At 33.7% G+C, this 20,412-nt stretch carries 18 protein-coding genes and 1 pseudogene; 14 read left to right on the top strand and 5 right to left on the bottom strand.

From position 1 onward, the window contains the following. The first annotated feature begins 124 nt into the window (after positions 1 to 124). A complete protein-coding gene (locus tag B6C99_RS11900; RefSeq protein ID WP_086360026.1) occupies positions 125 to 1,357 on the top strand; it encodes an N-acetylmuramoyl-L-alanine amidase in 1,233 nt (410 codons plus the stop codon). Between the two features lie 29 nt (positions 1,358 to 1,386). Here the strand turns inward: B6C99_RS11900 and rsmG are convergent, their stop codons facing one another. Beyond that, positions 1,387 to 1,986 (bottom strand): 16S rRNA (guanine(527)-N(7))-methyltransferase RsmG, encoded by a 600-nt coding sequence (rsmG, locus tag B6C99_RS11895; protein ID WP_086360025.1) that lies wholly within the window; start codon positions 1,984 to 1,986, stop codon positions 1,387 to 1,389. Beyond that, on the bottom strand, positions 1,964 to 3,856 hold the full coding sequence (gene mnmG / locus B6C99_RS11890) for a tRNA uridine-5-carboxymethylaminomethyl(34) synthesis enzyme MnmG (RefSeq protein ID WP_086360024.1): 1,893 nt from the start codon (positions 3,854 to 3,856) through the stop codon (positions 1,964 to 1,966). The genes rsmG and mnmG overlap by 23 nt, the downstream gene beginning before the upstream one ends. A 512-nt stretch (positions 3,857 to 4,368) precedes the next feature. Here mnmG and B6C99_RS11885 point away from each other — a divergent pair. From B6C99_RS11885 to B6C99_RS11875, 3 genes are all read left to right on the top strand, one after another. Further along, positions 4,369 to 5,388 carry a putative type VI secretion system effector gene (locus tag B6C99_RS11885; RefSeq protein ID WP_086360023.1) on the top strand — a complete coding sequence of 340 codons (1,020 nt, stop codon included), beginning with the start codon at positions 4,369 to 4,371 and terminating at the stop codon, positions 5,386 to 5,388. Between the two features lie 203 nt (positions 5,389 to 5,591). Then, entirely contained in the window at positions 5,592 to 6,275 is a 684-nt protein-coding gene (gene hda / locus B6C99_RS11880) for a DnaA inactivator Hda (protein WP_086360022.1), read from the top strand. 1 nt (position 6,276) lies between these two features. Beyond that, positions 6,277 to 7,056: a Cof-type HAD-IIB family hydrolase gene (locus B6C99_RS11875; RefSeq protein ID WP_086360021.1), complete on the top strand. Its 780-nt coding sequence runs from the start codon at positions 6,277 to 6,279 to the stop codon at positions 7,054 to 7,056. A gap of 30 nt (positions 7,057 to 7,086) precedes the next feature. Here the strand turns inward: B6C99_RS11875 and B6C99_RS11870 are convergent, their stop codons facing one another. From B6C99_RS11870 to tusB, 3 genes are all read right to left on the bottom strand, one after another. Beyond that, the gene (locus tag B6C99_RS11870; RefSeq protein ID WP_086360020.1) at positions 7,087 to 8,193 is read right to left on the bottom strand and encodes an anhydro-N-acetylmuramic acid kinase; all 1,107 of its coding nucleotides are present in this window, start codon (positions 8,191 to 8,193) and stop codon (positions 7,087 to 7,089) included. Positions 8,194 to 8,197: 4 nt separating this feature from the next. Beyond that, the gene (locus tag B6C99_RS11865) at positions 8,198 to 8,761 is read right to left on the bottom strand and encodes a Sua5/YciO/YrdC/YwlC family protein (protein ID WP_086360019.1); all 564 of its coding nucleotides are present in this window, start codon (positions 8,759 to 8,761) and stop codon (positions 8,198 to 8,200) included. A gap of 154 nt (positions 8,762 to 8,915) precedes the next feature. Next, positions 8,916 to 9,197, bottom strand: a complete 282-nt coding sequence (gene tusB, locus B6C99_RS11860) for a sulfurtransferase complex subunit TusB (protein ID WP_086360018.1) — start codon at positions 9,195 to 9,197, stop codon at positions 8,916 to 8,918. A 145-nt stretch (positions 9,198 to 9,342) separates the two neighbouring features. On the opposite strand from tusB, the gene tsaE reads away from it, so the two are divergent. The 10 genes and pseudogenes from tsaE to purT all read left to right on the top strand — a co-directional run bounded on the left by tsaE (position 9,343) and on the right by purT (position 20,060). Further along, positions 9,343 to 9,831 carry a tRNA (adenosine(37)-N6)-threonylcarbamoyltransferase complex ATPase subunit type 1 TsaE gene (gene tsaE / locus B6C99_RS11855; RefSeq protein ID WP_065613512.1) on the top strand — a complete coding sequence of 163 codons (489 nt, stop codon included), beginning with the start codon at positions 9,343 to 9,345 and terminating at the stop codon, positions 9,829 to 9,831. A 59-nt stretch (positions 9,832 to 9,890) separates the two neighbouring features. Continuing rightward, positions 9,891 to 10,595, top strand: a pseudogene (locus tag B6C99_RS11850) (N-acetylmuramoyl-L-alanine amidase); the annotation flags it as partial. Positions 10,596 to 10,615: 20 nt separating this feature from the next. Continuing rightward, positions 10,616 to 12,475 (top strand): DNA mismatch repair endonuclease MutL, encoded by a 1,860-nt coding sequence (gene mutL / locus B6C99_RS11845; RefSeq protein WP_086360017.1) that lies wholly within the window; start codon positions 10,616 to 10,618, stop codon positions 12,473 to 12,475. Further along, positions 12,472 to 13,383 carry a tRNA (adenosine(37)-N6)-dimethylallyltransferase MiaA gene (miaA, locus tag B6C99_RS11840; RefSeq protein ID WP_086360016.1) on the top strand — a complete coding sequence of 304 codons (912 nt, stop codon included), beginning with the start codon at positions 12,472 to 12,474 and terminating at the stop codon, positions 13,381 to 13,383. The genes mutL and miaA overlap by 4 nt, the downstream gene beginning before the upstream one ends. A 312-nt stretch (positions 13,384 to 13,695) precedes the next feature. Further along, on the top strand, positions 13,696 to 13,941 hold the full coding sequence (gene hfq / locus B6C99_RS11835; RefSeq protein WP_065555596.1) for an RNA chaperone Hfq: 246 nt from the start codon (positions 13,696 to 13,698) through the stop codon (positions 13,939 to 13,941). Between the two features lie 21 nt (positions 13,942 to 13,962). Then, positions 13,963 to 15,258, top strand: coding sequence for a ribosome rescue GTPase HflX (gene hflX, locus B6C99_RS11830; protein ID WP_065613508.1), 1,296 nt, complete (start codon positions 13,963 to 13,965; stop codon positions 15,256 to 15,258). A gap of 23 nt (positions 15,259 to 15,281) precedes the next feature. Next, positions 15,282 to 16,493, top strand: coding sequence for an FtsH protease activity modulator HflK (gene hflK, locus B6C99_RS11825; RefSeq protein WP_086360015.1), 1,212 nt, complete (start codon positions 15,282 to 15,284; stop codon positions 16,491 to 16,493). Between the two features lie 14 nt (positions 16,494 to 16,507). After that, on the top strand, positions 16,508 to 17,470 hold the full coding sequence (gene hflC, locus B6C99_RS11820; RefSeq protein WP_065579016.1) for a protease modulator HflC: 963 nt from the start codon (positions 16,508 to 16,510) through the stop codon (positions 17,468 to 17,470). Between the two features lie 19 nt (positions 17,471 to 17,489). Continuing rightward, on the top strand, positions 17,490 to 18,788 hold the full coding sequence (locus tag B6C99_RS11815; RefSeq protein WP_086360014.1) for an adenylosuccinate synthase: 1,299 nt from the start codon (positions 17,490 to 17,492) through the stop codon (positions 18,786 to 18,788). Positions 18,789 to 18,878: 90 nt separating this feature from the next. Further along, positions 18,879 to 20,060 carry a formate-dependent phosphoribosylglycinamide formyltransferase gene (purT, locus tag B6C99_RS11810; protein ID WP_086360013.1) on the top strand — a complete coding sequence of 394 codons (1,182 nt, stop codon included), beginning with the start codon at positions 18,879 to 18,881 and terminating at the stop codon, positions 20,058 to 20,060. Positions 20,061 to 20,412 lie beyond the last annotated feature (352 nt).

Here is a 20,412-nt window from a genome sequence, read left to right as displayed (position 1 = left end):
AATGAATTTTTAATTTATTTTTAAAAATAACAACTGATTATGATAATCATTCTTTTTAATATCAATTTATTATATGCTATTATTCTTACTCTATTAATATTACTAAATTTAAAAGTGTTTAGATATGTCAAAAACATTCAGTCCAACAAAACGCTTTTTGATTAAAGGCATTATTGCGACTTGTTTATTGTCTGTCACTCGAGTTGGCTTTGCTATGACAATGGCTCAAGTTGTTGCTGTACGTGTTTGGCCATCATCAACATATACACGAATAACGTTAGAATCGAACGAAAAACTTAACTATAAACACGCAAAGTTACATAACCCCGATCGTATTGTTATTGATATTGATAATCTCAATTTAAATCCAACGTTAAAAACGATTTCAACAAAAGTACTAAGTCGAGATCCTTTTATTAAATCTATTCGAGCATTGCAGTTAGATCCCAAAACTGTCCGTTTGATGATTGAATTAAAACAAGGTATCGATCCAAATACATTTACATTACCACCGATTGCTGAATTCAAACATCGATTAGTCGTTGATCTTTATCCTTCTAAACCTGCTATAACTGATGATGATCCTCTTTTAGCACTCTTAGAAGAATATCAAAAAGGCGATCTCAGTAAAAAACAATCTCAAATAAAATCATCATCTAATAAGAAGAAAAATTCACCTATTATCGTTATGCTTGATCCTGGTCACGGTGGTGAAGATCCTGGCGCTATTGGTTATAAAAAAACTCGAGAAAAAGATATTGTTTTACAAATTGCTCGTCGTACTTACAATTTGCTCAAAAAAGAACCTAATATCAAAGTCTATATGACCCGTAACGAAGATGTGTTTATACCTTTAAAAGTCCGTGTAGCGAAAGCACGATCTTTACATGCAGATCTATTTATTTCTATCCATGCTGATGCTTTTGCTAATAGCTCTGTTAAAGGCTCATCTGTATTTGCTTTATCAACCCGTGGTGCTAGTAGTTCAGCTGCCAGTTATTTAGCACAAACCCAAAATGATGCCGACCAAATAGGAGGTGTTAGCCGAAGTGGTGATAAATATTTAGATAATACAATTTTAGATTTAGTACAAAAAACAACGTTGTCTAATGGGGTATTATTAGGTTCAGCTATTTTAAATCGTATGAAAAAAGTGAATAAACTGCACAAACCATCGATTGAAAAAGCCGGTTTTGCAGTATTAAAAGCACCAGATATCCCATCAGTTTTAGTTGAAACAGCCTTTATTAGTAATATCAATGAAGAACAAAAACTTAAGACTGCTTCCTTCCAAAATCAAGTATCTAAAGCAATAGTTGATGGTATTAAAGATTATTTAAAACGTCGTAAAAATTGATCTAATAATTTTTTAGATCAATTTTACCTTTACTGAATGATCATTAATCGTCGTTCCGCATTTAATTCCGGAATAGTCAGTTTAATATTTTGTTTAAGAGTAAACCCTTCAGGGATCACATCAAGATCGCTACCTTTTAATGCGTAAAATGATCCTTGCTGGTTAGGAAGATGTTTACACCAAGTCAGCATATCTTGCAAAGAAGCAAATGCTCGGCTAATGACTCCATCAAATTTTTTCTCATTATATTCTTCTATACGACTTTGAATAGGTTGAAAATTAGTTAATTTTAATTCAAATTGAACTTGTTTTAAAAAACGAATTCTTTTACCTAAACTATCCACCAGATCAAATTGTTTATCAGGATTTATTATTGCTAAAGGGATCCCTGGTAATCCAGGGCCAGTTCCCACATCAATAAAAGTATTGCCAACTAAATAAGGTGAAACAACTAAACTATCCATAATATGTTTAATTAACATTTCACTAGGATCGCGCACTGCTGTTAAATTGTAAGCTTTATTCCATTTATTAAGCATTTCAACATAATGGATCAATAGATCAATTTGTTGAGAAGTGATCGAAAGATCCGTTTGATCAATAAGATTAATGAGTTTCTTTTTTAACATAGTTTTTCTTTTTTAAATAAACCAATAACATTGAAATTGCCGCTGGTGTAATGCCAGAAATACGTGAAGCTTGACCAATTGAAACAGGCTTATGCTGTTTTAATTTAGCAACGACTTCGTTAGATAACCCTGATATTTCAGCATAATCAATGTGCTCAGGAATAAGAGTTTCTTCATTTCGTTTTTGTCTTTCAATTTCTTCAATCTGTAATTTTATATAACCATCATATTTTACTTGTATCTCAACTTGTTCAGCGGCTTGAGTATCAGTTAAACCAGGCGCAAAAAGTGATAATGATTGTAGTGTTTTATAGCTCATTTCAGGGCGTTTAAGCAACTCTTCACCATTGGCTTCTTTGGTAAGATTAGCACTTAAAACAGCATTTACTTCGTCGATAGTTTCAATATGAGGATGAACCCAAATATCTCGAAGACGGGCTCTTTCTTGTTCAATAGCTTCAAATTTTTCATTAAATCGTTGCCAACGATAATCATCAACCATGCCTAATTGTCGGCCTATTTCAGTCAAACGAATATCGGCATTATCTTCACGTAACATTAAGCGATATTCAGCACGCGAAGTAAACATACGGTAAGGTTCGTTGGTGCCTAAAGTACAAAGATCATCAACTAATACCCCTAAATAAGCTTGATCACGAGTAGGGAACCATTGATCTTGATCATATACAAATCTTGCTGCATTTAAACCTGCTAACATACCTTGAGCAGCTGCTTCTTCATAGCCTGTAGTGCCATTTATTTGACCAGCTAAAAATAAACCTTTGATCACTTTACTTTCTAAAGTTGGTTTAAGATCACGCGGATCAAAATAATCATATTCAATCGCATAACCAGGTCTTACTATATTCGCATTTTCTAGCCCTTTCATACTACGGACAAAAGCTAATTGTGTGTCAAAAGGTAAACTGGTCGAGATCCCATTTGGATAAATCTCATTACTATCTAATCCTTCTGGTTCTAAATAGATCTGATGAGAATTACGATCAGCAAAACGCATTATTTTATCTTCAATTGACGGACAATATCGAGGGCCAACACCTTCAATCACACCTGTGTACATAGGACTACGATCTAAGCTATTACGAATGATCTCATGGGTTGTTTCATTAGTACTTGTTATATAACAAGGGATCTGTCTAGGATGCTGTTTCGCATCACCTAAAAATGAAAACACAGGTACTGGATCATCACCATATTGAGTGCCTAATTTAGAAAAGTCTATTGTTCTGGCATCAATACGTGGTGGTGTTCCTGTCTTTAATCGTCCCATTCTAAATGGATATTGATGCAAAGATTTAGATAAACCAATCGAAGCGGGATCGCCAGTTCTACCACCACTATAATTATCTAAACCTATATGGATCTTACCATCTAAAAAGGTACCAGTTGTAAGGACTACTGCTTTTGCTTTAAAAGAAACACCCATTTGGGTAACAACACCGGTGATCTGATCGTTTTCGATGATCACATCTTCAACAGATTGTTGAAATAGCATCAGATTTTCTTGGTTTTCCAATGTAGTTCTTATTACTTTACGATATAAAGATCGATCCGCTTGAGCACGTGTTGCTCTTACCGCTGGTCCTTTACTGCTATTTAAGATCCTAAACTGGATCCCTGCAAGATCTATAGCTTGCGCCATTAATCCGCCCATAGCATCAATCTCTTTTACTAAGTGACCTTTACCAATACCGCCAATAGCTGGATTACAAGACATCTTTCCTAATGTATTGATATTATGTGTTAAAAGTAATGTTTTTCGGCCCATTCTTGCTGATGCCATTGCAGCTTCAGTTCCGGCATGACCTCCACCAACAATGATGACATCAAAAAGATCTGGATAAAACATATAAAGCCTCGTTTTTTATATTACTAATAGATGATCATTATTTTTGATCGGGTGGTTTTGTTTTATTTAGCGTTACGAATTTTACTCATCTTTTTTATTACGTCAAATGATCTATTTTGATCGCGATCTAAATTAAATAAGATCTTTTATATGATCTTTTTACTTTTACTATTATTAGTTTGGATCCTTTTTGTTGATAACTGGTTTTTATTTTTATTTTATATGATCTTATTGATCAGTTAATTATGTTAATTGATCGGATCTTTTTTTTATTAAACTTGTTTATAACTATTTTATTTATCCACAACATTGACTTCAATTAGGGTTATTAATGCGATTATAACAGCTTATGATCGTTGTTTGTCACAGAGTTATCCACAAAAAATAAATTTGTTTGCTTAAATTTTTATCTTTTATTGCTCGTAAATTAAGCTGGCTAATTTAAGTTAATTAGAGGATTTTAGTTAAAAACAATTTATAATAGCAGAAGTTGTATAGATAAATATGTTGTTATGAGTATTAAACAGTTCTACAAAATTCAAAATAAGATCGTCAGTCGTACTTGGCGCCATAAACCAACTTATCCTGTTCTACCGAGCTGGGAGACTGAATTTGTCTGCATTAAAGGAATAATTGAGCGTATAGATTTAGAAGAAGAGTATAATTATTTTGAATTCGTACCTAAAAGCGAACTTAAAAATAGGATAATTAATACTTATATTAATGATTTATCTCCTGAGTATAATTTTGAGGAATTAAAAAAAGACTTCTTAGCAAAAGAAGTTAATCCTTCTATTGATACAGCATCTCTTGAGTTTGATTTTGAGGAATTTAAAAAAAGCTTATTAGCAAAAGAGCCTTCTATTAATGCTGCATCTCTTGAATTTGATTTTGAGAAATTTAAAAAAAGCTTCTTAGCAGAAAAAGTTAATCCTTTTTTAATTAAGGCTAATTTTGTTAATGTTCAAATTGATGGTGTTATTTATCGAGGTTGGATAGGTGATTGCCCTTTTCAAGCGGGTGAAGAAGTTGCTGTTATAGCGCAGTGGCAAGAAGATCATTATGAACTTTATGCTTTAGCTAAACCTGACGAAAGGATTATTAGTATATGTCCTAATTGCAGTAAAGGACGAATAGCTTATTTAATACATCAAGCTAAAGCGACATTATTTATTATCCTTTCTTTTATGATTCTTTTTAATGTTTTTTATATTTTAGTTTGGGGTAGTCTCTATCAATTACTTCATTTAACAGCTGAATATATCTCTTTTATGAAACCTATATTCTTTGGTAGTAGTATTTTTTGCAGTATTGGTATGATTATTGAATCTATACCTAATGTTAATAAAAAAGCAAAAATAGCCGAGAAAATTTTTAAAACTTTAAATCTGCCGAAAATAGCTAGAATGGATTTAAGACGTTTTACTAATAAAAAAGTAGCTAAATTAAAACAAAAAAAACAGCATAATAGTGTGAAACCTTCTAAAAGGTTCTTTCCTGGAAAAAATGAAAATAATTTATTTTATTATTAATGAATAATAATAAGTTAAAGTTTATAACTAAATAGCATTTTAGTTATGTTATTATTTGTTTTTTTTGTAGGTCAACTAGTTTTTATATATCGATTTTTAATAGCTGCTTTTGCTAACTTATTTTGTTCTCTATAAAAGTAATTGATTTTTGTGAAAGCAAATTTATACTTAGTATGAATGTATTTTTATTGTGAGGTCATTTTATTACTCTTTCACAGTTGCCTTTACCTTTTATATTACCTAATAACGAAACATTTGATAGTTTCTATGTGGGTGATAATCAGCTATTGTTTGATTCTTTGCAAACCTTACTTGATAGGGAAGGTTTTAATGTCTTTTATATATGGTCAGCAAGTGCTGCTGGTCGTACGCATCTATTACATGCTTCAAGTCAAAATAAATTAGCTAGTTATATTCCATTAAAGCAACATGTTTTATTGGTTCCTGAAATTTTACAAGGTTTAGATAATTATGATTTGGTTTGTTTGGATGACATTGATGTCATAGCTGGCCATCGTGATTGGGAAGAAGCAATATTTGATCTATTTAATCGTTTGAGTGAAAAGAACGTAAGTAAATTATTGATAACTGCCTGTGCTCCTCCTAAACAAATTCCATTTATCTTGCCTGATTTAGCATCTAGATTAATGTGGGGACAGGTTTATAAGCTAAAAGAATTAAGCGATGATGATAAATTAAAAGCTTTACAACTTAGAGCAAAATTAAGTGGGTTTGATTTATCAACAGAAGTTGGGTTATTTTTGTTGAAACGTGTTAATCGTGATATGAGAACTTTATTATCCTTGATGGAAGAGTTTGAAGTTGCAACGTTAGCTCAACAGCGCAAATTAACCATCCCTTTTATTAAACATATTTTGGATTTATAAAATGATAAAAAAACCTGAAGCTATCGTTTTTTTCGATTTAGATGGCACTTTATTTAACAACCAACTTGATATTTTACCAAGTACCTACCAAGCTATAGAGAAACTAAAACAAAATAATATTATGCCTATGATTTCAACCGGTAGAACACCACTTGAAGTTATTGATTTGATGGAAGATACTAAAATAGATTCTATTATTGGAATGAATGGTCAAGTTGTTATCTATAAAGGTGAAGTTATTTTTACCAATAATATCGATAAAAATGTAATTACTCGTTTATATGAATATTCGATGAATAAAAATAATATCCCATTGGCTTTTTATAATTATAAAATGATGCGAGTATCTGAAAATAGTGAATCTGCTCAAAAATTCTATAACTTCTTAAAACAAGATGTTCCACCTGTTGATGATGAAATATATTTAAAAGAACCTATTCAAATGTTGTTGTTACTTTGTGAAGAAGGAGAGACACCTTATCGTGAGCATTTTCCTGAACTCACCTTTATTCGTAATACGCCATATTGTGTTGATATCTTTAATCACGGGGGCTCTAAAGGAAGAGGTATTAATGAATTATTAAAAACTAAAGGTTTTGATGATGTACCTACTTATGCATTTGGTGATGGTCTGAATGATTTTGAAATGTTTTTAACCGTTGACCATCCAATAGCGATGGGTAATGCGGTAGAGGCATTAAAAGAGAAAGCTGAATATGTGACTGATACTAATAATAATGATGGCATAGCAAAAGCATTAAAAAAATTTGGTTTAATTTAAATATTAATGAAATTATAATGTTAAAGGTAATTATTGATAAATAACCCCTAAACATACAGATTGGCTTGCTCCAGTAACTTCTGGAATATTAGAAGGAATATTATTCATTCTACAATAAGCAAGCCAAGCAAAAGCGATCGCTTCCATATCATCACTGTTTACTCCTTTTTCATCTGTAGCAGAAACTTGCCATTTCGGTAGTAATGCTGATAATTGTTGCATAATAAGTGGATTTTTGGCGCCACCACCACAGACTAATAACTGGCATGGCAAGTTATTTTTTATTGGTAATTTATCAATTTCATTGGCAATTGTAATGGCGGTAAATTCAACCAATGTCGCTTGAATATCTTGGTCATTTAAAGTGAAGTCAGTTAATTTTTGCATCAACCAAGCTAAATTAAATAATTCTCTGCCAGTACTTTTTGGCGCTGGTAATTGGAAATAATCTTCATTACATAACGCACTTAATAAGTTTTGATTTACTTTACCTGATTTTGCCCATAAACCATCTTTGTCATAGCTTTTTCCGAGGCTTTTATTTATCCAACCATCAAGCAGTACATTACCAGGACCAGTGTCGTAGCCAATCACTGATTGGTCTGGTATTAAAACGGAAATATTACTGATACCGCCAATATTTAAGACTACACAGTTAATTGCTGGGTTTAAAAATATTGCTTTATGAAAAGCAGGAACTAATGGCGCACCTTGACCACCATAAGCCATATCTTTACGACGAAAATCGGCAATAGTCGTAATGCCTGTTTGGGCGGCGATGATATTGGCATCACCTATTTGCATAGTAAATGGATTATCACCATTCGGCGAATGATAAATAGTCTGTCCATGACAGCCAATCGCTTTAACTTGTTTGTTATCAATATTATTTTGTTTTATAAATTGATTAATACTTTTAGCATAAAGTATGCCAAGTTGATGATCTAGTTCACCTAAATCTTGTAATGTTGTTTGTTTACTATTACAAAGCGTTAATAATCGAGTTTTAATTTCGTTTGGCATTGGATAGCAATTACTAGCAATAGCGGTAATTTTTTCATTGCTGATATCAACTAATGCGATATCTACTCCATCCATACTGGTACCCGACATGACACCAATATATAAATTTTGCATAATATTACCCTTGCCGAATAATAGTGCCAGTCTGCACATCGCGAATAATTGATGGTTGTGAACGATTGCCTGTTTGACCAGCTAAAATGGGGAAATTATTACCGAATTGGTTCGCTACTTCTAACTCTGTTTTACAAGCTGGATGGCCAGAAAGATTGGCACTGGTTGAAACTAATGGCTTAGCAAATAAATCACACAATTTACAAACTAAAGGATGATCGGTAACACGAACAGCAATGGACTGATATTTTCCACTTAAAAAGTCAGGAGTATTAGCATTTTTGGGAAAAATCCAAGTATTTGGTCCCGGCCAACTGTTAAACGCCATTTGTATTTGTTCTTTCGTTACTGCCGATTGATCAATATAAGGGATCAGTTGTTGATAATGACTGGCAATTAAAATCAATCCTTTATCAACTGAACGTTGTTTTAGATTTAACAGTTTATACACTGCTGATTCACTGTCAGGATCACAACCTAAACCAAAAACGGCTTCAGTTGGATAAGCAACAATTTCACCTTTTTGTAACAGTTGATCAATTTCTGGTAGAGTTAATAAGTTTGCCATCAAATTTACATGTTTACCCAATATTATTAAAATTTATATTAAACTGAGGTAAGGCTATTTGCAAATTGGCAACTATAGAATTGATAATGTTATTACAATGAATATCGCTTATTTGCTGTGATAGAAAAATTAGCATTTATCGAAAATAGTAAAATTATTCCCAATTCATTTGCGGAAAATAGTTAACAGTTAAATCAATAACCTGTTGCAGATTGATAATTTTAACTCTTGAATCAATTAGGTCGCCTAAGCCTCGGGCATTAATGTCGTTATCAAGTACATAACAATGATGGGTGTTTTGCAATATAGCATTCAAGGTAGGGTTATCTTGACAACACATAATTACACCATTTTGCCAAAATAGTACTGCATCTTGTGCTGAAATTAACATTGGATCGATTGTTGATTGGTTCGCTGTTGCAATGGTATGTAACATTTTTCCTCTTTTAGCGTTAAATTTACCCTTAAAAAACCCCGTTCCTCAAAATTTTTTGGGTAAAAATTCAACTTAATCTTAGTTGGTACATCTTTAATAGTTATTAGTATATAATAAGGGCTATTTATTGAGCAAAGAATTCGTTATGAAACCCATTATTTTAGCCAATGAACAATTAGCTAACGAACAAGAGACAATATTGTTTGGTAAACAGTTGGCAGAAAAGTGTTTAAATTATTTATCTAATCATGATAGTGCAATTGTCATTTATCTAATTGGTGATCTCGGTGCTGGTAAAACCACTTTTAGTCGTGGTTTTTTGCAACAATTAGGTCATCAAGGTAATGTTAAAAGTCCAACTTATACATTAGTTGAACCTTATCAATTTGATACATTTTCCGTTTATCATTTTGATTTATATCGCCTTGGTGATCCAGAAGAGTTAGAATTTATGGGAATTCGTGAATATTTTTCCTCAAGATCTATTTGTTTGATTGAATGGCCTATGCAGGCAAGAGGTATGTTACCTGCTGCTGATATTGAAATTCATTTGGCCTATTCAGCACTTGAACGTACGGTTAGTGTGCAAGCTAATAGTGAAAAAGGTCAAGCTATTATCAACTCATTACAATAAAAATTAGCGAAAAAACAATGAAGAAAATATTAACTTTTTTTATATTATTATTACTATGTAGTTCAGCTTATGCTGCAAAAGTTGTTATTGCCGTCGATGCTGGACATGGTGGTAAGGATTCTGGTGCTGTTGGTAAAAATGATTTATATGAAAAAAATGTAACGTTATCGATAGCTAAAAAATTAACTAATTTATTAAATAAAGATCCTAATTTTAAAGGGGTTTTAACCCGCAATACGGATAATTTTATTTCAGTTCCTCAGCGTTCTGATATTGCGCGTAAAAATAAAGCGAACTTGTTAATTTCTATCCATGCTGATGCAGCACCAAATCGTAATGCTTCTGGTGCATCAATTTGGGTATTATCTACCAAACGCGCTGATACTGAATTAGGCCGTTGGCTGGAACAAGATGAAAAACAGTCACAGTTATTAGGTGGCGCTGGTGATGCATTAAGTGATGATCACGACCAAAATTTAAGCCAAGCAGTACTCGATTTACAATTCTCTTATTCGCAGCGTGTCGGTTATGAACTTGCTAGTCAGGTTTTAAAAGAGATGAAAGGTGTCATTAAACTGCATAAAGGTGTACCTGAACATGCTAGTTTAGGTGTATTACGTTCACCTGATATTCCTTCAATATTGATTGAAGTTGGATTTATTACTAATCAAGCTGAAGAAAGTTTGCTGGCTAGTAATGCTCATCAAGACAAGATCGCTAAACTGATTTATCAAGGCATAAAAAATTATGTCAAAAAAAATCCTAATTTTGGAGAACAGCATTAATGGCAATTCAAATTCTATCACCTCAACTAGCTAATCAAATTGCTGCTGGTGAAGTGGTAGAACGGCCTGTATCGGTAATTAAAGAGTTAGTCGAAAACAGCATTGATGCAGGTAGTACGCAAATTGATATCGATATTGAACAAGGCGGTAGTAAATTAATTCGTATTCGTGATAATGGTGGTGGTATTGCTAAAGACGAATTAGCATTAGCATTAGCTCGCCATGCGACTAGTAAAATTAGTTCATTGGATGATTTAGATACTATAATGAGCCTAGGCTTTCGTGGTGAAGCGTTAGCCAGTATTAGTTCTGTAGCTAGGTTAACTTTAACGTCACGTACTGCCGATCAATCTGAGGCATGGCAAGTTTATGCTGAAGGTCGAGATATGAAACCAACCATTAAACCTGCGGCACATCCTGTTGGTACCTCGGTTGAAGTTCTCGACTTATTTTATAACACGCCTGCTCGACGTCGTTTTCTAAAAACTGAAAAAACTGAATTTATGCATATTGAAGAATTTGTTAGGCGTATAGCTCTGGCTAGACCTGATATCTCTTTCAATCTGCAACATAATGGAAAACTAATTAAACAGTATCGAGCATCTGCACTTGAAAAACGTGTTGAATTGGTTTGTGGACGTACATTTGTGCAAAAAGCAGTAAAATTAGATTGGCAACATGATGATTTGTTAATTCAAGGATGGGTAGCAAGTAATGAAATCAGCGATCTACAATATTTTTACGTTAATGGTCGAGTAATAAAAGATAAATTAATTAATCATGCGCTGCGCCAAGCTTATATTAGCCGAACCAATGAGCAACAAAGTTATGTGGTTTTTCTACAAATCGATCCTAAACAGGTTGATGTTAATGTTCATCCAGCTAAACACGAAGTACGTTTTCATGAAGCAAGATTAGTGCATGATTTTGTTTATCAAGCTATTGTTATGGCTCTTGAATCAAGCCAACACCTTACCGATAATGAAAAAGTGGTAATAACACCAAATCGACAAGCTGCTGGTGAAAATATTTTTAATCAAAAAATAACTGCGGAGCCTAAAAGCTATTCTACGACTAACGTATTACCTAAAAAACCGATTAATCATGTTAAAGAAAATGCAATTTATGGTCAGTTAATTGATACTAAACCAAGCTTTGAAATTGAGAAAACGCAATCTAATCAGTTGCCGTTAGCCGATGATAATGATTCAATAACTGCACCACAACAAGCGGTTATTGAGGGGTTATTTCCTAAACGAAATGTACCATTACAATCACTGCAACAGCAACTTGATAGTTCTTCATTAGTACAGTTTGGTCGAGTATTAACCGTTATTCAACCTGATATCGCTTTGCTTGAAAAATTGCAAGATAGTCAGCAAACATTTATGCTTATGAAGTTAAATATTGCTGAGCAAAAAGTAAAAGCAATTAAATTATTATCTCAAGAGTCAGAAAAATTACTGATTCCACTAACAATTTTAGTCAATCAAAAAGAACAACAAGTATTAAGTGATTATCGACCGCAATTAAATTTTTTAGGATTTGATTTTTATATTGATAAAGCCAAATTTCATTTGCATAATGTGCCGAAAATGTTGCGAGCTACTAATTGGCAACAATTATTACCAAGTTTAATTGATTTTCTTTTATCTGATCAATCGTCTGTTATCGATCCTACGCAAATTGCAATGTGGTTGGCAGAAAGTAGTAGTAATAATTATGTGGAGAGTTGGAGTGTAACAAAAGCTATCCAGCTATTAGCACAACTAGAACAGATAGATATTAATTTATTAAAAAAAGATACGTTTTTGTATCCGATTGATCTTCAATCTTTATCACAATCAATTTTATCATGAATAAAGCAAAAATTATTTCATTAATGGGGCCCACTGCATCCGGTAAGACGGCTTTTGCCATGGAACTTTATGACAAATATCCGATTGATATTATTAGTGTTGATTCAGCGCTTATTTATCGTGGTATGGATATTGGTAGTGCCAAACCAACTAAACAAGAACAGCAAAAATATCCTCACAAATTGATTGATATCTGCGATCCAGTTGAAAGTTACTCGGCAGCTAATTTTCGGCATGATGCGATTGAAGAAATTGAAAAATCGTTAAGTAATGGTCGAACTCCATTACTGGTTGGTGGAACAATGCTGTATTTTAAAGCTTTAATTGAAGGACTTTCACCTCTTCCTGCTGCGGATAGTGATATACGGCAGCAAATTGAAGAAAAAGCCAATAAATTAGGTTGGCAAGCGATTCATGAGGAGTTAAAAAAGGTTGATCCAGTGTCAGCTCAGCGAATTCATCCAAATGATCCGCAACGGCTTAATCGTGCATTAGAGGTTTATCTCATTTCTGGTAAAAGTTTAACTGAGCTTACCCAAGAAAGTGGTGAAGCATTACCTTATGACATTATACAGCTAGCTATTATGCCGGAAGATCGAGCTGAGTTACATCAACGTATTGAGCAACGTTTTTTACAGATGTTAGATCAAGGTTTTGAAGAAGAAGTAAAAACACTTATGCAGCGTTCTGATCTGCATACCAATTTACCTTCTATCCGTTGTGTAGGTTATCGTCAAATGTGGGAATATCTCAATGGCGATACTAGTTATGATGAGATGGTGTTCAAAGGTATTTGTGCTACTCGTCAATTAGCGAAACGGCAAATTACTTGGCTAAGAGGCTGGAAACAACCGATAACATGGTTAAATCAAGATAATAAAGATACTGTTTTTAAGCATATTTTTTAAATTATAAATTACAGCAATAGGTATTAGCGTTTTTTCTATTTGATTATAATAATAAACAGAAATTTTTCATTTAGGAAACCTTTCTAAATTTAGAATATCTATCATGTATGTTTTTTTGTATGAATTTCGTTAATTTTTTAAATTTTTAGTTATTTGTGCATAAATTGTAGTTGATTAGTTTAAGAGCTGGGTTTTTTATGTTATTTTGATAAATACTACATAAGTATGTTATGTTGCAATCGTATAGATCATCATTTCGATTGTATATTTATTTTATCTTTATATTTTTATTTCATCTTAAAGGATAAACTCATGTCAAAAGGGCAGTCATTACAAGATCCTTATTTGAATTTGCTTCGTCGCGAGCATATTCCAGTATCAATTTATCTAGTTAACGGTATTAAATTACAAGGACAAATTGAATCATTTGATCAGTTTGTTATTTTATTAAAAAATACTGTTAGTCAAATGGTATATAAACACGCAATCTCTACTGTTGTTCCTTCAAGACCAATTTCTGGTTTAGTATCTCAGCCTGAAGAGGAAAGCGAAAGCTAATTATTTGAGTGGAGAATGTGATTGTTTGAGCGATATAAAGGCGGCGAGTCTGCTTTATTAGTCCATGTATTCTTCCCTCAAGAAAGCGATATCGAGGATTTAAAAGAGTTTGAAGTGTTAGTTTCTTCTGCTCAAATTGAAATTCTCGATATTGTGACAACCTCAAGAAAGTCCCCGCAAGCTAAATATTTTATTGGTGAAGGAAAAGCATTAGAAATTGCTGATAAAGTAAAAGAACTGAATGCTTCAGTTATTCTGGTCAATCATACCTTAACTCCAACCCAAGAACGGAACTTAGAACAACTATGTGAATGTCGTGTAGTCGATAGAACAGGATTAATTCTGGATATTTTTGCTCAACGTGCTCGAACCCATGAAGGTAAGTTGCAAGTTGAATTAGCGCAATTACAATATCTGTCAACACGTTTAGTTCGAGGTTGGACTCACTTAGAACGTCAAAAAGGTGGTATAGGCTTACGAGGTCCTGGGGAAACTCAGCTAGAAACCGATAGACGATTAATTCGTCATCGTATTCAGTTAATCTTATCAAGACTTGCCAAAGTTGAAAAACAACGCAATCAAAATCGTCAATCTAGACAAAAAGCAGATTTATCAACGGTATCACTAGTTGGTTATACTAATGCTGGCAAATCGACACTATTTAATGCACTAACTAATGCTGATGTTTATGCTGCCGATCAATTATTTGCTACGCTGGATCCAACCTTAAGACGCATTATGGTTGATGATGTTGGCGAAGTTGTTTTAGCTGATACGGTTGGATTTATTCGTCATTTACCTCATGATCTGGTTGCAGCTTTTAAAGCGACTTTACTTGAAACACAAGAAGCATCACTGCTATTACATGTTGTAGATGCTGCTGATCCTAATTTATTAGATAACATTCAAGCTGTTGACGAAGTTTTACTTGAAATTGATGCCCATGATATTCCTACTTTGTTGGTAATGAATAAAATTGATTTAATGGAAGGTAAGCAACCAAGTATTGATCGTGATGAAAATGGTGTGCCAATTCGAGTTTGGATTTCAGCACAAAATAGTTTAGGATTAGATCTCTTATTTACTGCATTAAAAGAACGGCTTGCCGGTAAGATTCAAGTTTGTCAATTAAACTTGCCTATCCATCTAGCAAAACTTAGAAGCCGTTTATATAAATTAAATGCGGTGGAACATGAAGTCATTAAAGATGACGGCAGTTTTCAGCTAAATATAAGAATGCCTTTAATTGAATGGAATCGCCTCTGTAAACAAGAGCCAGATCTGTTATACTTAATCAATACGCAAAATAACAACTAATTGTTAAATGGAGCATATAAAATATGGCGTGGAATCAGCCCGGTAATAACGGACAAGATAACGACCCATGGGGAAATAATAAGAAACCTTCCAATTCGACGGGAGGAATATTCGACCAAATTAAAGATCTCTTCAAAAAAGGGAGTTCAGGTAATAATCGAGGACCTTCTGATATTAAGCTATCAATGAATAGTTCAAAAATTATTTTGTCAGTGATAGTTGTTCTTATCCTAATTTGGGCGGTAAGTGGTTTTTATACTATCAAACAAAATCAACGAGGTGTGATAACTCGTTTTGGGCAAGTTCAACCTGAAATTATTCAACCTGGTTTGAATTGGAATCCATCATTCATTGATAAAGTTTATAAAGTCGATACGCAAGGTACTTATAACTTCAATGTGCATGGCGATATCATTACAACAAGTGAAAAAGGTGAAAACTTAGTCTTTGTTGAAATGAACGTACAATATCGTATTAGTGATCCAGTTAAATACTTATTTAATGTGACTAATGTTGAAGATAGTTTACGTCAAGCTGCGGATAGTGCACTTAGGACTTCAGTAGGTAGTTCTAACATTGATGCTATCATTTCAGATGGTCGTTCTGATTTAGAAGATAGTACTAAAGATGAATTAATTAATGTTATTTCTCATTATGATATGGGGATTACTATTGTCGATCTTAACTTCCAAGTTGCTCGTCCTCCTGTAGAGGTACAAGATGCTTATGCTGATGCAATTAGAGCTCAAAATGATAGTGAACGTGAAATAAAACAAGCTAAAGCAGATAAAGTCCAATTAGTTCAGCAAGCGGAAGGTCGTTCGGCGACCATTTTAGCGGATGCAAATGCTTATAAAGTAAAAGTAGAATTAGAAGCAATTGGTGATGTTGCTCGGTTTGAAAAATTGTTACCGCAATATAAAGCTGCGCCCGAAATTACTAAAGATCGTTTATATATCGAAACGATGGAAAAAATATTAGCTAAAACGCAAAAAGTTATTGTTAATGATAAAAGTGGTAATTTATTAGTACTACCGTTAGAACAATTATTAAAAAATAAAAATGAGCAATCATCTGAATCAACTACAGCAAATTCTGATAGTGATTATAATATTAATCTGCCAAATCCTTTAGATGCAGAAAATGCTCAACAAAATAGTGTTGAAGCAGAAAATCATAGCTCAACTACTAATAATAATTCTAATAATCGCACTAGACGAACTATGGGTCGATAAGGAGAAAAAAGAATATGCGAAAATTATTGATTCCTATAGTTTTAATTTTAATTGGCGTACTTTTTTCAAGTATCTATGTGATAGAAGAGGGTACTCGTGGTGTCGTTTTACGTTTTAATAAAATTATTGGTTTATCTGAACCTGGATTACATTTTAAAATGCCTCTAATCGATAGCGTTAAAACGATTGATGCTAAAATCCAAACTACCAATAGTTCAAATAATAATAATGAACAACGTTTTTTTAATGTACAAAAGAAAGAACTGATTGTGGACTATTTTGTGCAATGGAAAATTGTTGATTTTAACCGTTATTACGAAACTATTGCTGGTGGTAATGATGTTAATGATTTAATTTTAGCTCGGTTAAATGGTCGTTTACGTTCTGAGATTGGTAAACTAAATAATCGAGATATCATTAATGATTCTAATGCCGATACCAAATCAAGAAATTCATTAATGGCGCGAGTTAAAGATTCGTTAAATGGTTCATCACAAGAGGGTGAAGAAAATTTACCGATTGATAAATTAGTTACTGATGCGAAAAAAGATCCTGAAAACAGTAAAACTAGCTTGAGGGCTTTCGGTGTTGATGTAATTGACGTTCGAATTAAACAAATTAACTTCCCTGCTGAAGTCTCTGAATCGATTTATGCTAACATGAGAGCCGAACGTGAAGTTATTGCTCGTGACAAACGTTATGATGGTATCAAACAAGCTGAGGAAATAAGAGCCGAAGCTACATTTGAAAAAACTAAAATCATATCAGAAGCAGAACGTCAATCTCGTTCAATTCGCGGTGAAGGTGATGCCAATGCTGCTAAACTTTATGCTGACGCTTTTGGTAAAGATATTGAGTTTTTTAGCTTTATTCGTAGTTTAAAAGCTTATGAACAAAGCTTTACAGGTAATGATGTTATGGTCATTAGCCCTGATAGTGAATTTTTCCAATACATGAAATTAAAGTCTAACAAATAATACAATGAGTAAATAAACTATGAGTAATAATGTTGTTGTGCTAGGTACACAATGGGGTGATGAAGGCAAAGGTAAAGTTGTTGATTTACTCACAGAAAAAGCAAAATATGTAGTACGTTATCAAGGCGGACATAATGCTGGTCATACTTTAGTTATTAATGGTGTAAAAACAGTATTGCATTTAATACCATCTGGTATTTTGCGTAATGATGTCATAAGTATTATTGCTAATGGTGTTGTACTTTGTCCTGAAGCACTTATGAAAGAGATGAAAGAGCTTGAAGATAACGGTATTCCGGTGAAAGAAAGGCTACTTATTTCAGAATCATGTCCTTTAATTTTGCCTTATCATATTGCATTAGACCAAGCACGAGAAAAAGCTCGTGGTAAAAAAGCGATTGGCACGACAGGTCGCGGTATTGGTCCAGCATATGAAGATAAAGTTGCTCGTCGAGGATTGCGTGTTGGAGATTTGCGTGATCGTCAAGCATTTGCTGAAAAATTAAAAGAAGTTATGGAATATCATAATTTCCATTTAGTGAATTACTATAAATCAGAAGCTGTTGATTATCAGAAAGTACTTGATGAAACATTAGCGATTGCTGATATTTTGGTGGCAATGATTGCTGATATTCCTACATTACTTGAAAATGCGCGTAAAAATGGCGAAAGAATCATGTTTGAAGGTGCACAAGGTACTTTACTTGATATTGATCATGGTACCTATCCTTATGTGACGTCTTCAAATACTACTGCCGGTGGCGTAGCAACAGGATCAGGATTTGGTCCTCGTTATGTTGGTTATGTATTAGGAATCGTTAAAGCTTATTCTACCCGTGTAGGAGCAGGCCCTTTTCCTACAGAATTGTTTGATGAGGTTGGTGAATATCTCTGTAAGCAAGGTAACGAATTTGGTGCAACTACCGGCCGTCGTCGTCGTACCGGTTGGCTTGATGCTGTTGCTGTACGTAAAGCGGTACAACTTAACTCTGTTTCTGGTTTTTGTTTAACTAAGCTCGATGTTTTAGATGGACTAAAAGAAGTCAAAATCTGTGTTGGTTATCAATTACCGAATGGTGATGTTATCCAAAATGCACCAGCAGCAGCTGAAGATTGGAGTTTAGTCAAACCAGTATATGAAACTATGCCTGGCTGGAGTGAATCAACTTTTGGTGTCAAAAGTTATGACGCATTGCCACCAGCAGCTAAAGCTTATATTAAGCGAATTGAAGAATTAACTGAAACACCAATTGACATTATATCAACTGGACCGGATCGAAGTGAAACTATGATTTTACGTGATCCATATTTGGTGTAATTTAGCATACAGAAAATCGGGTTAACTATCCCGATTTTTTATTTTTTGCTTATTAATAAAGTATAATCATTAAATCTCTAAGAGGATACTATGGCAAAAATAGGGACACCACTTTCATCAAGTGCTACCAAAGTATTACTTTGTGGAGCCGGTGAATTAGCCAAAGAAGTTGTTATTGAATTACAACGTTTTGGATGTGAAGTTATTGCTATTGATCGTTATGCCAATGCCCCCGCTATGCAAGTAGCCCATCGTTGTCATATTATTAATATGCTAGATGGTAATGAGCTAAGAAAAATAATTGAAGCAGAAAAGCCAGATTATATTGTTCCTGAAATAGAAGCAATTGCTACTGACACCTTAGTAGAATTAGAAAAAGAAGGTTTTACTGTTATCCCTACCGCTAAAGCGACGCAATTAACCATGAATCGTGAAGGTATTCGTCGTCTTGCTGCTGAAGAACTTAAATTACCAACCTCTCCATATCGGTTTGCTGCAACTGAAAGCGAATATAAACTTGCGGTTAAGGAAATCGGTTTTCCTTGCTTAGTTAAACCGGTTATGAGTTCTTCTGGTAAAGGGCAATCTTTATTAAGAAGTGAAGCTGATATTGAATCTTCATGGAAATATGCTCAAGAAGGTGGTCGTGCCGGAAGTGGTAAAGTTATTATTGAAGGCTTTGTTGACTTCGATTATGAAATAACGTTATTAACCGTTAGACATATTAATGGTGTTTCATATTGCCAGCCTATTGGCCATCGGCAAGAAAATGGTGATTATCGAGAATCATGGCAACCTCAGCCGATGTCGGCTAATGCATTGTCTTTAGCGAAAGATATTGCTACCAAAATAACCGAAGCTTTAGGTGGTTATGGATTATTTGGCGTTGAATTGTTTGTGAAAGGTGATCAAGTCTGGTTTAGTGAAGTATCTCCACGACCACATGATACCGGCATGGTAACATTAATATCGCAAAATCTTTCTGAGTTTGCATTACATGCTAGAGCGATTTTAGGATTACCAATACCTTTAATAGAACAATATGGTGCTAGTGCATCAGCGGTATTAATCGCAAATGGTGATTCTGACAAAGTTGCATTCTCTAATTTAGATAAAGTACTAAGTGAAGCAGACACTGATCTACGTTTATTTGGTAAACCTGAAGTAAAAGGTATAAGAAGAATGGGAGTTGCATTAGCTAAAGCGCCAACTGTAGAAAAAGCGGTTGAAAAGGCTGTTAATGCTATTAAACAGCTAAAAATAACCTTTTAAATGGCTTTATTGAGTAAAAAGCAATCACTTGAAGAAAAAAAAGCAAATTTTGTAAAATAGGGGTTGACGTAGACAGGTGAAATGAGTAACATACGCAACCCTTGAGACAGCAAACTGAAACAAGAAATTGTGAAGTAAATTAAAACGCTGTCAGCTCTTTAAAAAGAAGAAACAGACAATCTGTGTGGGCACTTGCGAGACGAAAAATTAAAAGTCTACGGACTCAAAAAATTAAGTCTTGATAAGTGACACTGAAGATTCATTTGAATTATGTCAGAGACAGTTATTGAGCATCAAACTTTAAATTGAAGAGTTTGATCATGGCTCAGATTGAACGCTGGCGGCAGGCTTA

Origin of the sequence: Gilliamella sp. N-G2 (assembly GCF_002142215.1) — a bacterium.
Lineage (GTDB): Bacteria > Pseudomonadota > Gammaproteobacteria > Enterobacterales > Orbaceae > Gilliamella.
This window is presented reverse-complemented; position numbering and strand designations above follow the sequence as displayed.